Annotated in this window: 16 protein-coding genes, 1 rRNA gene and 1 other annotated feature; all 17 genes read right to left on the bottom strand. The window is 51.8% G+C overall.

Annotation, left to right across the window (positions count from 1 at the left end):
* Positions 1-32 precede the first annotated feature (32 nt).
* Positions 33-179, bottom strand: a complete 147-nt coding sequence (gene rpmG, locus EVJ23_RS14075) for a 50S ribosomal protein L33 (RefSeq protein ID WP_083274150.1) — start codon at positions 177-179, stop codon at positions 33-35.
* Between the two features lie 127 nt (positions 180-306).
* The gene (gene sigH, locus EVJ23_RS14080; protein WP_070329253.1) at positions 307-948 is read right to left on the bottom strand and encodes an RNA polymerase sporulation sigma factor SigH; all 642 of its coding nucleotides are present in this window, start codon (positions 946-948) and stop codon (positions 307-309) included.
* Positions 949-1150: 202 nt separating this feature from the next.
* Complete coding sequence (locus tag EVJ23_RS14085) at positions 1151-1699, bottom strand: YacP-like NYN domain-containing protein (RefSeq protein WP_070329254.1); 549 nt, start codon at positions 1697-1699, stop codon at positions 1151-1153.
* Positions 1696-2433, bottom strand: coding sequence for a 23S rRNA (guanosine(2251)-2'-O)-methyltransferase RlmB (gene rlmB / locus EVJ23_RS14090; RefSeq protein WP_035386115.1), 738 nt, complete (start codon positions 2431-2433; stop codon positions 1696-1698). Before rlmB ends, EVJ23_RS14085 begins: the two co-directional genes overlap by 4 nt.
* A 121-nt stretch (positions 2434-2554) precedes the next feature.
* Positions 2555-2959, bottom strand: a complete 405-nt coding sequence (locus EVJ23_RS14095) for a Mini-ribonuclease 3 (protein WP_035386102.1) — start codon at positions 2957-2959, stop codon at positions 2555-2557.
* Positions 2956-4353, bottom strand: coding sequence for a cysteine--tRNA ligase (cysS, locus tag EVJ23_RS14100; RefSeq protein ID WP_131466496.1), 1398 nt, complete (start codon positions 4351-4353; stop codon positions 2956-2958). The genes EVJ23_RS14095 and cysS overlap by 4 nt, the downstream gene beginning before the upstream one ends.
* Positions 4322-5011: a serine O-acetyltransferase gene (gene cysE, locus EVJ23_RS14105; RefSeq protein ID WP_131466498.1), complete on the bottom strand. Its 690-nt coding sequence runs from the start codon at positions 5009-5011 to the stop codon at positions 4322-4324. Before cysE ends, cysS begins: the two co-directional genes overlap by 32 nt.
* 49 nt (positions 5012-5060) lie before the next feature.
* Positions 5061-5264, bottom strand: a binding site (T-box leader).
* Entirely contained in the window at positions 5261-6718 is a 1458-nt protein-coding gene (gene gltX / locus EVJ23_RS14110) for a glutamate--tRNA ligase (protein WP_201739246.1), read from the bottom strand. Its footprint overlaps the feature before it by 4 nt.
* A 45-nt stretch (positions 6719-6763) precedes the next feature.
* A complete protein-coding gene (gene ispF, locus EVJ23_RS14115) occupies positions 6764-7237 on the bottom strand; it encodes a 2-C-methyl-D-erythritol 2,4-cyclodiphosphate synthase (RefSeq protein ID WP_131466502.1) in 474 nt (157 codons plus the stop codon).
* Positions 7234-7914, bottom strand: a complete 681-nt coding sequence (gene ispD / locus EVJ23_RS14120) for a 2-C-methyl-D-erythritol 4-phosphate cytidylyltransferase (RefSeq protein ID WP_201739024.1) — start codon at positions 7912-7914, stop codon at positions 7234-7236. Before ispD ends, ispF begins: the two co-directional genes overlap by 4 nt.
* Before the next feature lie 56 nt (positions 7915-7970).
* Positions 7971-9035, bottom strand: a complete 1065-nt coding sequence (locus EVJ23_RS14125; RefSeq protein ID WP_070329260.1) for a PIN/TRAM domain-containing protein — start codon at positions 9033-9035, stop codon at positions 7971-7973.
* A gap of 114 nt (positions 9036-9149) precedes the next feature.
* On the bottom strand, positions 9150-10526 hold the full coding sequence (gene radA, locus EVJ23_RS14130) for a DNA repair protein RadA (protein ID WP_131441626.1): 1377 nt from the start codon (positions 10524-10526) through the stop codon (positions 9150-9152).
* A 54-nt stretch (positions 10527-10580) separates the two neighbouring features.
* Entirely contained in the window at positions 10581-13016 is a 2436-nt protein-coding gene (gene clpC, locus EVJ23_RS14135; protein ID WP_070329262.1) for an ATP-dependent protease ATP-binding subunit ClpC, read from the bottom strand.
* A 24-nt stretch (positions 13017-13040) separates the two neighbouring features.
* On the bottom strand, positions 13041-14084 hold the full coding sequence (locus EVJ23_RS14140; protein WP_070329263.1) for a protein arginine kinase: 1044 nt from the start codon (positions 14082-14084) through the stop codon (positions 13041-13043).
* A complete protein-coding gene (locus tag EVJ23_RS14145; RefSeq protein ID WP_236641239.1) occupies positions 14084-14470 on the bottom strand; it encodes a UvrB/UvrC motif-containing protein in 387 nt (128 codons plus the stop codon). The genes EVJ23_RS14140 and EVJ23_RS14145 overlap by 1 nt, the downstream gene beginning before the upstream one ends.
* Before the next feature lie 62 nt (positions 14471-14532).
* Positions 14533-15000, bottom strand: coding sequence for a CtsR family transcriptional regulator (locus EVJ23_RS14150; protein ID WP_070329265.1), 468 nt, complete (start codon positions 14998-15000; stop codon positions 14533-14535).
* Between the two features lie 142 nt (positions 15001-15142).
* A 5S ribosomal RNA gene (gene rrf / locus EVJ23_RS14155) occupies positions 15143-15258 on the bottom strand.
* Positions 15259-15277 lie beyond the last annotated feature (19 nt).

The following is a 15277-nucleotide window of genomic DNA, read 5'->3' on the forward strand; positions in this document are numbered from 1 at the left end:
TAGCTTCCTCCTACGTTGAATGCCAATCTACGTTACTTTGATTCTCGATGTGTTGTGTGCGCATTGCAACGACGGCAGAACTTGTTCAGCTCGAGCCGCGTCTGCACATCATCTTTCTTGGTCGTCGAGTAAACTCTTGACCCGCAATCCGCGCACTCGAGACTTACTTTCTTTGCCATCCATAAGCGCCCCTTTCGACAGCTCCATATTAAAAAAGAGCGAAAAAAAAACGCCTCCTGTAAATGGCGTCTACGGACAAGGCGCTGCCTTAAAAGTATCACATAGGAGGCGTGCGGTCAATACGAGTTAACTCGTCAGCATTTTAACGTCAACATGCCGCTCGAATTTTTTCTTCACGCGCTGCAAGGCGTTATCGATCGACTTCACGTGACGGTCAAGGTCGTCAGAGATTTCTTGATACGAACGGCCATCCAAATAAAGACGAAGCACTTTTCGTTCCAAGTCACTGAGGAGCTCATCCATCTTCTCTTCCATGAACAGTTGTTCTTCCCGCGTGACGAGCAAGTCTTGCGGGTCGTTCGGATGCGGGGGCAAAATCACGTCGAGCAACGTCCGGTCAGACTCATCGTCAAAGATCGGCTTGTCGAGCGAGACGTATGAGTTGAGCGGAATATGCTTCTGACGCGTCGCCGTCTTAATCGCCGTGATCATCTGACGGGTGATACACATCTCGGCAAAACTCTTAAACGACGCGAGGCGTTCATCCCGATAGTCACGCACGCCTTTATACAGACCGATCATTCCCTCTTGGACGATATCCTCGTGGTCGGCGCCGATTAAAAAGTAAGACCGCGCCTTCGCCCGCACGAAGTAACGGTAACGTTCAATCAAAAACTCGAGCGCATCACTATCCCCTTCATTCCGCGCTAGAGAGACGAGCTCTTCGTCTGACATCGTTTCAAACTGCTCGTATGGCCATCCGTTCATGTTTCATACCCCCCGGCTATTGATAATGAACTATGTAAGTTAGTGCTCTTATTATAGGCGTCATACAAAACGACCGTCAAATAAATTTCAAAAAATTCCGTCAATTAGATATGGTGTAACTTATACAACTAATAGTATACAACATTTCTTTCCAAAAAAATGTCAAATTAAAAACAAAAAACGAGTCCATTGTATGAACTCGTCAGTGAGAATCCTCACCGTTCGACTTACGGCGCCGCATTTCTTCAAAACGGGCCATGACGTCAGGCGGGATATCGATTGTTTTTCGATTGGACCGGTCGCTCGCGAGCGTCTGACGCTCTTGCTCAATCGCCACTTTCGCTTGCTTCCAATCCTTTAATAGTTCGGTCGCCGGGACACGGAGGGCACCTTGACCGAAGATGACCCATTGCTCGGTAAAATCGTTTGTGGCGACGAATAACGTCACTAAACGATCGTCCACGAGTTCATGGGCCCGCCGTTCAATCCACTCATCCGCCGTTTCGTTCTCCTTCGTATAGACGACCTCGACCCGGCTCCGCTTCTGGATCGATTCGCGCCCATAGCGCATGTGGGCATCAAAGACGACCGTCACCATGCGGCCTGTGGCGGCCTGATACTCGGCCATCGCTTCAATCAAGTCATTTCGAGCTTGATCGAAGTCGATGTCCCGCAGTTTTCGAAGATGCGGCCACGCCCCAATGATGTTATAGCCATCGACGAGGAGTAATTCTCGCTTTTTCAGGCTCATGATAACGGATTACGAGAGCGATGCACCTCATACAGAAGAAGTGCGGCCGCGACCGAAGCGTTGAGCGACGTGACATGACCGACCATCGGCATATGGACGAGGAAGTCACACGCCTCGCGCACGAGACGGCCCATCCCTTTCCCTTCGCTGCCGATGACGACGACGAGTGGCATGTTCCCATCGAGCCGACGATAGTCTTGACTCTCACTCGCGTCAGTTCCGACGATCCACATCCCTTTTTCTTTCAATTCTTCGAGCGTCCGCGTCAAGTTCGTGACACGCGCGACCGGGATATATTCAATTGCTCCCGTCGAGGCTTTCGCGACGGTTTGCGTCAAGCCGACCGAGCGCCGTTTCGGAATGATGACTCCATGGGCGCCGACCGCGTCAGCTGTCCGTAAAATCGATCCCAAGTTGTGCGGGTCCTCTAGCTCATCGAGCAAAATAAAGAGCGGTGTCTCCCCTTTAGACTCGGCAAGCGCGAACATATCGTCAAGCGTCTTATACTCGTAAGCCGCAACGGCCGCGACGACGCCTTGATGGTGTTCACTGCCCGCCATCTTTTCAAGCTTCGTCTTCGGGACGAACGAGATCTGTACCGAGGCCTCATTGGCCATGCCGATAATTTGGGCGAGCGGCCCTTTGTGCTGCCCTTCCATGATAAAGACTTTATTCATATCCCGTCCGCTCCGAAGCGCCTCGATTACTGGATTACGTCCATATAAGAAATCGATGCCTTCTTCAAGGACGTCAACTTCTTGATAGTCCGGGCGTTCCGGCTTTTGACGGTGCGGACGGTCGCCCCGTTCGCCTCTTGGACGGTCGAACGAACGCTTGTCGTTCGCTCGTCCTCCGTCATGTCGTTTCGGGTTGCTCGGTTTCGAGCCATGTGAGTGCCTGTTCGATGAGTTCTTCAAGACGATCCCTTCTTTCTATTAGATATGTGTAGCCGATCAATGCCTCAAAAGCTGTCGAGTAGCGGTATGTGTGGACGTCGGTGCGTTTCGGGATCGACCCTGATTTCGCATTTTTACCGCGCCGGACGATCGCTGTCTCGTCCTCGCTCAAGATACCCGTCTCTAACCAGTGGGTGACGACGCTCGCTTGCGCGGTTGCGTTCACGTAACGGACGGCCCCGCGATGGAGGTCGTTCGGTCGCGTCAACCCTTTGCCGAGCAGTCGTTTTCGTACCGCCATCTCATACACTGCGTCGCCCATATAAGCGAGGGCGAGCGCGTTTAGTTGATTCGCGTTCGTCATGACCGTTTCCACCGTACGCCTTGCGCCGTATCTTCGAGCTGGATGTTCTGTTGTTTCAACAAGTCACGGATCTCGTCGGCACGGGCAAAGTTACGCTCTGCTCGGGCCGTATTCCGCTCGAGAATTAACTGATCGATCTCGGCGTCGAGTAGTTCTGTTTCCACTTCAATCGTCAACCCGAGCACGCCCGTCAATTCCTTGAACAAGTCGAGCACTTGCTCGAGCGTATCTTTCGAGACATGGTCTGCTTTGGCGTAGATGTTTGCCTCTTTTGCTAAATCAAACAAGACTGTCACGGCGTTCGCCGTGTTGATATCATCATCCATCGCTTCGATAAATGCTGCTTTCACCGTCGCAAGTTTTCGCTCCATCGCCTCGCTCGGTTCAACGAGACCGGCCGTGACCGACAGACGGTGTTCGACGTTATGGTACGCTTCCTTGATCCGGTCCCATCCGTTCGCGGCCTGATTGATCAGCTCGCGGCTATAGTTGATCGGATGACGGTAGTGGACCGATAACATGAAGAAACGGAGCACCATCGCGTCGACTTCTTTTAACGCCTCGTGGACGAGCAGGAAATTCCCGAGTGATTTCGACATCTTCTCGTTCTCGATGTTGATGAAGCCGTTGTGAAGCCAGTAGTTCGCAAACTTCGTATGGTTGCACGCCTCAGACTGCGCAATCTCATTCTCGTGGTGCGGGAATTTGAGGTCATGCCCGCCTGCGTGAATGTCGATCGTTTTGCCGAGGTGCTTCTTCGCCATCGCCGAGCATTCGATATGCCAGCCGGGGCGTCCTTGTCCCCAAGGGCTGTCCCAAGCCGGCTCATCTGGTTTAGCCGCTTTCCAGAGCACGAAGTCGAGCGGGTCTTCCTTCTTCTCCCCGACGTCGACACGTGACCCGGCCCGAAGGTCTTCGATCGACTGTTGGCTGAGCTTGCCATACTCTTCAAACTTACGCGTCCGGAAATAGACATCGCCTTCTGACGCGTAGGCGTAGCCTTCATCCTCTAAGTTACGGATAAAGTCGATGATTTCCTCCATCGTGTCGGTGACACGTGGATGCACGTCCGCTGGCAAGACGTTCAACGCACCCGTATCCGCCAAATAAGCGTCGATATAGCGGTTCGTCAGCGTTGCGACATCTTCACCGAGCTCATTCGCCGTACGGATGATCTTATCATCCACATCGGTAAAGTTGAGGACGTACTTCACGTCGTAGCCTCGGTATGTCAAATAGCGGCGTACCGTGTCGAATGCGATGGCCGGACGGGCGTTTCCGACGTGAATATAATTATAGACGGTCGGTCCGCATACGTACATGGACACTTTCCCAGGAACGATCGGGTTGAACGGTTCTTTCTTATTCGTGAGGCTGTTGTAAAACTGAATCATGTGACTTCTCCTCCATCTGTTTCTCGAGTGATGCTAACTGACGTTGCAGATCGGCTACAGCGTTCTCTAACCGCTCTTGGCATTCACGATCCGGGTCCGGTAAGCGATGGTCGAGGTCGTGCTGTTTGACCCGCTCCCCGTTGCGGATGACGACACGTCCAGGGATTCCGACGACGGTCGAGTCTGACGGGACATCTTTTAAGACGACCGAACTAGCCCCGATTTTGACGCAATCGCCTATCGTGATATTACCGAGCACTTTCGCGCCGGCCGAGATGAGCACATCGTTCCCGATGGTCGGATGCCGCTTCCCTTTTTCTTTGCCGGTTCCGCCGAGCGTCACGCCTTGATAGATGGTGACGTTATTGCCGATGATGGCCGTCTCCCCGATGACGATCCCGAATCCGTGGTCGATAAAGACACCTTCGCCGATGATGGCACCCGGATGAATCTCAATCCCGGTCACCCAGCGACTCGTCTGGGCAATCATTTTAGCCAATAGTTTAATATTGCGAGTCCACAACCCATGCGCGATCCGATGCGACCATAAGGCATGGAGGCCTGGATACGTCAATACGACTTCTGCTTTTGAGCGGGCAGCCGGATCGAGTTCGAGCACGTTCCGGATGTCGGCGCTCACACTTTTCCAAAATCCCATAATTGTTCTCCTTTTCCATATCAAAAACAAAGACGCCCCTGTGCCAAGGCACAGAGACGCCGTAAGCGCGGTTCCACTCTGTTTGGGAAAGTTCCCCTCTCAAGTCTCGTTAACGCCGAGTCGCGGTCCCGACTACATATCGCCGGAACGGCTCCGAGGTGCACTTCGACGGGGGACGCTTCTAGAACTTCCAGCCTAGGTTCTAGTCTCTGACAAGTGTCAACCCGCTTACTTTCCTCATCGTTGCCTTTAAGCTAATAATGTTGTGAGACGTGCCAACACACGCTCTTTGCCAATCAGCGCAATCGCGTTTGGAAGTTCTGGTCCATGTGTTTGTCCGGTCGTGGCGACACGGATTGGCATGAACAAGTTCTTTCCTTTTTGCCCAGTCGCTTTTTGAGTGGCCTTCGTAGCCGCTTTGACAGCTTCCGGTGTGAAGTCTTCGATCGCCTCGAGCTGCGTTTTGAACTCGGCGAGTACAGCCGGCACCGCTTCACCGGCAAGCACCGCGTTCGCCGCCTCGTCATACTCGACCTCGTCTTTAAAGAACAAGTCTGTCAACGGTACAATTTCGGCACCGTGTGTCATTTGTTCTTTATAAAGAGCGATGAGCGCTGTGGCCCAGTCCGCCTCTTCCATTGACAAGGCAACAGGCAATCGTCCTGCTTCTTGTAAGAATGGTAAACTGAGTGCCACCACTTCGTCAAGCGAAGCCTGCTTCATGTAGACACTGTTGATCCAAGCGAGCTTATGCTGGTCGAATACGGCCGGACTCTTCGATAGACGGCCCGCGTCGAACATGTCGATAAACGCTTCTTTCGTGAAGATTTCCTCTTCACCGACTGGAGACCAACCGAGAAGCGAGATGAAGTTGAAGAGCGCACCAGGGAGATATCCGAGGTCTGCATATTGTTCGATGAACTGGATGATCGACTCATCACGTTTCGAGAGCTTCTTATGGTTCTCGTTATAGATCAATGTCATGTGACCGAACGTCGGATACTCCCATCCGAGTGCATCGTATACCATCATCTGTTTCGGTGTGTTCGCGATATGGTCATCCCCGCGCAACACGTGGCTGATTTTCATCAAGTAGTCATCGACGACGACGGCAAAGTTGTACGTCGGGATCCCGTCTTGCTTGACGATGACCCAGTCTCCGAAGTCTTTCGACTCGAACGAAACGTCGCCTTTGACAACGTCTATCCATTTGTACGTAACCTGTTCTGGCACTCGAATCCGAATCGACGGCTTCCGTCCTTCGGCTTCGAACGCCGAGCGCTCAGCGTCGCTCAAGTCGCGATGTGCTCCCGAGTAGCGTGGTGCTTCACCGCGTGCGATCTGTGCCTCGCGCTCCGCTTCGAGTTCTTCTGACGTCATGTAGCATTTATAAGCGAGCCCTTTGTCCATCAACTCGTTCACGTATTTGTTGTAGATGTCGAGTCGTTCCATTTGGAAATATGGACCGTAATCGCCATCGCGACCCGGACCTTCATCCCACTCGATACCGAGCCATTCCAAGTACTTCATCTGACTTTCGACACCGTTCTCGACGTTTCGTTTTTGATCCGTGTCCTCGATCCGAAGAATCATTTTCCCGCCTGCGTGGCGAGCATATAAATAGTTAAATAGCGCGGTCCGGGCGTTCCCGATATGAAGGTGACCCGTCGGACTTGGCGCATAGCGTACACGCACTTCACTCATAATATTTCCACCTTTCTTCTCTTCTGCCCAAATAGTATACCACTTTTTTCAAGCACGGTTGAGCAAGATGACCGCCTGGGCGGCGATTCCTTCTTCACGTCCCGTGAAACCTAACCGTTCCGTCGTCGTCGCTTTCACGTTCACTTGGCTAATATCAGCTTCAAGCAGTTCGGCGATGACCGCGCGCATGTCATCGATATACGTCCGGAGCTTCGGCCGTTCCGCCATAACAGTCGCGTCTACGTTGCCGAGCACATACCCTTCTGCCTTGACGAGTTGCCATACGTGTTGGAGCAACACTTTCGAGTCTGCATCTTTAAACTCGGGATCCGTATCCGGGAAGTGTTTGCCGATATCCCCTGCCGCGATGGCACCGAGCGCCGCATCTGCGATGGTGTGAAGTAACACGTCGGCATCCGAGTGTCCAAGCAAACCGCGGTCGTGGGGAATCTCGATCCCTCCTAATATAAGCGGGCGCCCTTCTGCGAACGCATGTACATCAAAACCTTGTCCGATTCTCATCGATAGTCCTCCTTCGTCAAGATCGCTTCCCCGAACAACAAATCCTCAGGGGTCGTCATTTTTATGTTGTGATAGTCACCTGGAATGACGGTGACTTCTTTACCTGACCACTCGAACAAGCTCGCATCATCAGTCCCGATGAATTGGGATGATTCTGCCTGGTCATGAATCGCCCGGATGTCAGCCACAGGAAACGCTTGCGGTGTCTGAGCGAGCCAAAGCGTCTCACGGGGAACAGTTTGCGTAATCGTCCCCGCGGTCACTTGTTTCACCGTATCTTTCACAGGAACGGCTAAAATGGCCCCTTTCGTCTGAGCCGCTTCCGCTACTTGATGCAACTGACTGATTCGAACGAACGGCCGGGCCCCGTCATGGATCAACACAACTCCGTCCGTGTCGATTGTCTGTAAACCGGCTCGAACGCTCTGTTGCCGTTCTTCCCCGCCTGCCACGTACGTAATCGGCGTCGGGACGTGACGTAACTCATGCGCGAACCAGGCTTCTTCTTCCGGACGAATCGCCAGAACAATCTGTTCACACCATGTGTCTCTCGCAAACGCCTCGACGGTCCAGACGATGATCGGTTTTCCTTGGAGCGACAACATCAACTTATTCTCATCGGCTCCCATACGTTTGCCTTTCCCGGCAGCCGGGATGACGACCGTGTAACGTACCATCACGTTCACCTCTCTTCGTGAAAAAAGAGAGCGCTGATGCGTCTCTTTTTCCATACTTATTCAGGGCGAGCAAAAATCATTCGGCCCGCGGATGTTTGGAGTACGCTCGTCACGACGACAGGGAGCGTCTTCGAGATGAGCTTGCGTCCGCCTTCGACGACGACCATCGTCCCGTCTTCGAGGTAAGCGACCCCTTGGTTCTGTTCTTTCCCTTCTTTGATGACCGTCACGACCATCTCTTCTCCGGGAATGACGATCTGTTTGACCGAGTTGGCCAAATCATTAATGTTGAGCACCGGTACGTTTCGGACTTCACACACTTTATTCAAGTTGTAATCGTTCGTCACGACGATGCCTTTTTTTAACTCGGCGAGCTTGATCAATTTAATATCGACTTCGGCCACGTCTTCAAAGTCACCATCGTAAATCTCGACCTCGATTCGATCGTTGTTTTGGAGCTCTTTTAAAATATCCAGACCGCGTCGGCCTCGATTCCGTTTAAGCGTATCCGACGAGTCGGCGATGTACTGCAACTCTCCGATGACGAACTGAGGAACGATGAGTGTCCCTTCGATGAATCCGGTCTTCGAAATATCGGCGATCCGACCATCGATGATTACGCTTGTATCTAATATTTTATCGTTAGAGCGGCGTAATGGTTCCGCTTCCGGCTTGTCCCGTTCACTTTTCACGAACAACTTGATCCATTCGTTCCGCTTCCGGTAACCAACGGCAAATCCAAAGTAACCGAACAGGGCAGTCACAAAAATCGGTACAATCTTACTGAGTAAGAAGATGCCTGTGACCTCAAGCGATACACTGATCAAAAAGGCAATCAATAAACCGATGATCAATCCGATCGAGCCGAATAAAATATCGCCGACCGGTAAACGGACGAGCCGTTCTTCGACAAAACGGATAAATTTGACGATCACATCGGTCAAAAATAAACTGAGAATGAAGAAGATAAGTCCACCAATCAAACTAGCAACGTAAGGAATCGTCAACCATGCCGGCACGCTGACACCGAGGTCATCAAGAAGCACCATCGCTTCGATCATGCCAAACCATCCGACGACGAGTCCAATCAAAATAAATCCGAGTCGCACTGCAATCTTCACTCATTCCACCTCCTTCTATTGAATTAAAATTTCAAAAAAATAACACTTATATTGTAACACGGTTCTTTTAAATCCGTTCGTTACAAAGCGTTAAAAACTGCCGGAAGCGCCCCGTCAGAACGGGATGGCAAGTTGGAGCGCTTCATCGACAGTACTGACACCGACCACGTCGATACCAGGCGGGGCGGTCCAGCCCCCTAGGTTATTCTTCGGAATGATCGCACGCGTGAAACCGAGCTTGGCCGCTTCCGCGACACGTTGCTCAATCCGTGACACACGGCGCACTTCCCCGGTCAATCCGACCTCGCCGATGCAGACATCGGTCGGACGAGTCGGACGGTCCCGGAAACTCGAGGCGATGGAAATACAAATCGCCAAATCGATTGCCGGTTCATCGAGCTTGACTCCGCCCGCCGCCTTCAAATAAGCATCTTGCGTTTGAAGCAAGAGACCCGAACGCTTCTCCAGCACGGCCATGAGAAGGGCTACCCGGTTTTGGTCGATTCCCGTTGCCATCCGGCGCGGGTTCCCGAACGACGTTGGGGAAATGAGTGCTTGCAGCTCAACGAGTACCGTCCGTGTCCCTTCCATCGACGCGACGACCGTCGAGCCTGAGACGCCCGCCGTTCGTTCTTCGAGGAAAATCTCTGACGGGTTGAGCACTTCCTCAAGACCGCCTTCTTTCATCTCGAATATTCCAATCTCGTTCGTCGAACCGAACCGGTTTTTGACGGCCCGTAAAATCCGGAACGTGTGGTGACGTTCTCCTTCAAAATACAGAACAGCATCCACCATATGCTCGAGCAGACGCGGTCCGGCAATCGATCCTTGCTTCGTCACGTGGCCGACGATAAAGACGGCGACCCCTCGTGTCTTCGCAATTTTCATGAGCGCAGCCGTACATTCACGCACTTGGGCGACGCTGCCTGGCGCCGATTGGATTTCATCCATGTATACCGTCTGAATCGAGTCGATAATGACGAACCCAGGTTCCTCTTCATCGATGACCCGTTCGATCATGAGCATGTCCGTCTCGGCGAGAACGTATAAATCCTGCGTCGGTAACCCTAGTCGTTCTGCGCGCAGCTTTGTCTGCTTCAACGATTCTTCCCCAGAAATATATAGCACTTTCCGACCGCTATGGGCGAGATGTGCACTCACTTGCAGGAGAATTGTCGACTTCCCGATCCCCGGGTCCCCACCGACGAGGACAAGCGAGCCCGGGACAATTCCGCCCCCGAGCACCCGGTCGAACTCTTGACTGTTCGTATGCACACGTGTTTCTTCTTGGGAAACGACGTCTGAGAGACGCTCTGGCTTCAGTTGTCGCGACGAGCTATGGACGAACGCAGCTCCCCGTTTCGCTTTCTTTTCTTCAACAAATTCTTCGACGAGCGTGTTCCACTCGTTACATCCCGGACAACGACCCATCCATTTTGGGGATTCATATCCACAAGACTGACATACGTACTTCGTTTTAATTTTTGCCATGTTATTCCCTTCTGTCTAAAAAAGCCCCCTCACAAGAGAGAGGGAGCTCCGTATTTACTGGACGACACCTTCGTTGCGGACGATGAATTCACCGTCTTGAACATCGAGAGCCACTTTACTACCTTTCGTGATTTCCCCGCTGAGCATCGATTCTGAGAGTCGGTCTTCCACCTCGCGTTGGAGCGCACGGCGGAGCGGACGAGCCCCGTACTCAGGGTCATAGCCGACGACGGCAATCTTCTCAAGCGCCGATTCTGTCAAAGTGAAATCGATGCCTTGCTCGCCAAGTCGGTCTGTGAGCGTCTTCGCCATAAGTTTGACGATTTCTTGGATATGCTCTTTTTGAAGCGAATGGAAGACGGTGATCTCGTCGATCCGGTTCAAGAACTCAGGCCGGAACGCTTTCTTCAATTCTTCCATGACTTTATCTTTCATTTCCGTATATTCACGTTTCACGTCATCTTCGACGGTGAAGCCGACATATTTGTTTCGTTTAAGTGCGGCCGCACCGACGTTTGACGTCATGATGATGACCGTGTTGCGGAAGTCGACCGTACGACCTTTCGAGTCGGTCAGACGCCCGTCATCGAGCACTTGGAGCAAGATGTTGAACACTTCAGGGTGAGCTTTCTCAATCTCATCAAGCAAGATAACCGAGTATGGCTTACGACGGACTTTCTCCGTCAACTGACCGCCTTCTTCGTATCCGACATACCCTGGAGGTGATCCGACGAGACGGCTCGTCGCGTGTTTTTCCATATACTCTGACATGTCGATTCGGATGATCGCATCCTCGTCACCGAAGAGCGCCTCAGCGACAGCACGCGCTAGTTCCGTTTTCCCGACACCGGTCGGTCCGAGGAAAACGAATGAACCGATCGGACGTTTCGGATCTTTCAGTCCGGCCCGGGCCCGACGGATCGCCCGTGAGATTGATTTGACGGCTTCATCTTGACCGATGACCCGACCGTGTAAGATCGACTCGAGCTTGAGGAGACGGTCTGTCTCCTCTTCGGCAATTTTTGTCACCGGCACACCCGTCCAGCTTGCGACGACTTGAGCGATGTCTTCTTTCGTCACTTCAAGCTTTTCATTGCCTTGCTTGTTCTGCCATTCTGATTTGAGATGCTCGAGTTCATCGCGAAGCTTCTGTTCTGTATCACGAAGCGAAGCCGCTTTTTCAAACTCTTGGCTCTGGACGGCCGCATCTTTTTCTTTACGGATCGATTCGAGACGTGCTTCAAGCTCTTTTAAGTTCGGCGGCGCCGTGAATGAACGGAGGCGAACTTTCGAAGCCGCTTCGTCGACGAGGTCGATCGCTTTATCTGGAAGGAACCGGTCCGAAATATAGCGGTCAGATAAGACAACCGCTTCATGAATCGCCTCATCCGTAATTGTGACACGGTGGTGAGCCTCATAGCGGTCACGCAAACCGAACAAGATCTGTTCAGCCTGGTCCGTCGTCGGCTCATTCACTTGAATCGGTTGGAAGCGGCGTTCGAGTGCGGCATCCTTCTCAATGTATTTCCGGTACTCGTCAAGCGTTGTTGCACCGATACACTGGAGCTCTCCTCGCGCGAGCGACGGTTTCAAGATGTTCGAGGCATCGATCGCTCCTTCGGCTCCACCCGCCCCAATCAACGTGTGTAACTCGTCGATGAAGAGAATGACGTTGCCGGCCTGGCGAATCTCGTCCATGACTTTTTTCAATCGGTCTTCAAACTCACCGCGGTATTTCGTTCCCGCGACGAGCGTACCCATGTCAAGCACCATGACGCGTTTGTTGCGAAGCGTCTCCGGCACTTCATTGTTGATGATCTGTTGCGCGAGTCCTTCGACAACTGCCGTCTTACCGACACCTGGCTCTCCAATCAATACCGGGTTGTTCTTCGTCCGGCGAGACAACACTTCGATGACCCGTTGGATTTCACCGGCACGGCCGATAACAGGGTCGAGACGTGACTCACGCGCTTGTTGCGTCAAGTCACGGGCCAAGCCATCAAGTGTCGGTGTCGCTGCGCTCGTGCCTGGTTGTGATGCGTTTGACGACGATTCCGTGTTCCCGAGAAGTTGAAGCACTTGTTGCCGTGCTTTCGTCAAGCTGATACCGAGGTTGTTCAAGACGCGGGCAGCGACGCCTTCGCCTTCACGAATCAATCCGAGTAAAATATGCTCTGTCCCGACGTAAGAATGACCGAGTTTACGGGCTTCATCCATCGAGAGCTCGATTACTTTTTTCGCACGCGGCGTGTAGTGGATTGTCGAACCGTTCTCAGAACCACGGCCAATCAGCGCCTCGACTTCTTGTTGAATTTTCTCAGAAGTTAAACCGAGGGCGAACAACGCTTTGGCAGCAATCCCTTCACCTTCACGGACAAGTCCGAGCAAGATATGTTCCGTACCAATATTATGATGGCCAAGTCGTACCGCTTCCTCTTGTGCTAAAGCTAATACGCGCTGAGCTCGTTCTGTAAATCGACCAAACATCATTGACAAAACCTCCTTAAAGTTGGATCAAACTAAACCATGATCTAACGTTCGACGTACGAGAGTCGCTCGTTCGCGATCTCGTTCTTTCGTAGATAATGTTTTCCCGAAATGTTTTTGTAGGAAACCTGATTGTAGGCGGACGATCAAATCATGAAACTGCGGTGGACTCCAGTCGGACAAAATACCGAGGTCACTCGCTAAATGTAAATCGGATAACCGTTCAATCGCCTCTGTCGACGACAATAATTTGGAATACCGTAAAATCCCGTAAGAACGATAAAACTGATCTTCCAATTCATCTTGGTTACTGGCTAGGAGCTGTTCTCGGGCTTGACGTTCTGCGTGGACGATTTGTTCTGTAATTTCCATAAAATCAGATAACAGCTGCGATTCATCGCTGCCAAGCGTCCGTTGATTCGATAACTGGAACAAACGCCCGGCTGCGTCACTGCCTTCTCCGTAACGTCCTCGAATCGTGTATCCGAGTTTGCGAAGTTCTACTAATATAGGAGTTATTCGTCCCGTTAACGTCAGACCCGGCAGGTGAAGCATGACCGATGCGCGAAGTCCGGTACCGATATTGCTCGGACACGTCGTCAAATAACCAAGCTCTTCATCGAAAGCGTATGGGAGCGACTCACCACAGAGCGCGTCGACTCGTTTCGCAAGTTCGAACGCTTCTTGGACTTGATAGCCGGGAAGCAACGTTTGGATGCGCAAATGATCTTCTTCGTTAATCAACACGCTAATCGTCTCGTCTTCACTCAGGAAAACAGCACTCTCATCTTTTTCCGCAATCGTCGGGCTGATCAAATGCTTTTCGACGAGAGCTTGCCGCGTCACTTGATCATAGGCGCGCATATGCAGATATTCAAAGCCTTGTAAGCCGCCCAAGGCCGTCTCGATGCGTTCGCATAGCTGTCGCTGTCCTTCTTGAGACAATGTAGGAGAAAAGACGGTGTCTTTTAAATTGCGTGCCAAACGAATTCGTGTCGAGATGACAAGATCATCAAGCTTGGCCCGTTCTTTCATTTTTGGACCGAGTGGATGTTTGAGGAATGTCTCCATCACGCCTCACCTTGCCCTTTCAGTTGCGTCATTTCTTTTTTGATTCGTGCCGCTCGTTCATAATCTTCTTGTTCGACGGCCCGTTCTAACTCCCCTGCTAACTTTACAAGACGTTCGCCGATTCGCTCATCCGGTGTGCGTAACGCGTCAGGTACCGAACCGACATGATGGTCATGCCCTTGCTGGTACTGACGTGTCATTTTAATCAACTCTTCACGGAAAACTGTGTAGCATGAGGCGCAGCCCGCTTTTCTTAGGTGCGTCACCTCGTTCTGTGTCATCTGGCAAGTTGGACACCGCTTCACGACAGGAACGTAACCAGCCATCACTTCGACTGTACAGTTCCGACATAGTTTTCGTTCGACTGGGACCCCGTTTTCCAACATAACGACTTCATTGACGGCAGGACGCCGTTTACACCGTTCGCATAACATGTCTTAAGCCTCCGTCAGTGATAACTAAGTAACTTCATCAGGGCGAGTAGCTGCTGTCTTCGAATCAGATAGCGGTCGTCGGCGTTCAAGCCGAGCGTTTCGTCGGACAACAAGTGGTACAGTAAACGGACATCCCGCTCGCTCAACATACCTTCTTCAAATAAACGGATCAAAATGTTTTCAACAAGTTGTTCCGTCAGGCGAGGATGGTCTTGTAAAATATCCATTAAACTCGTCAGCAAGTCTTGTTTCTCATGAAGAATGACGCGACGAATTCGAATATAACCGCCCCCGCCTCGCTTACTTTCTACAAGGTAGCCTTTTTCGACCGTAAAACGTGTATTGATGACATAGTTGATTTGAGACGGAACACATTCAAAACGTTTCGCGATATCTTGTCGTTTGATTTCAATCGCTTCTGCCTGACTTTCCTTCAGCACTTGCTTCAAATACTGTTCGATTACATCAGATATGTTTCTCATCTCCACCACCCTCTGACCATCTTTGACTTTTGTTTTTATTCTATCACTGATTTAAAAAAAGGCAAACGAAAAGCGACGACGCAAATGCGTCGTCGCTCAAAAGAAAAGACGACCAAGCATGTGCTTGGTCGTCCTTCATATGGCCTGGCAACGTCCTATCCTCACAGGGGGAGACCCCCAACTACTTTCGGCGCTGAAGCGCTTAACTTCCGTGTTCGGCATGGGAACGGGTGTGGCCGCTTCGCTATCGCCACCAGACAAGGGATTGTTCCCTGAA

This window comes from Exiguobacterium sp. SH1S1 (assembly GCF_004337245.1).
GTDB lineage: Bacteria > Bacillota > Bacilli > Exiguobacteriales > Exiguobacteriaceae > Exiguobacterium > Exiguobacterium aurantiacum_A.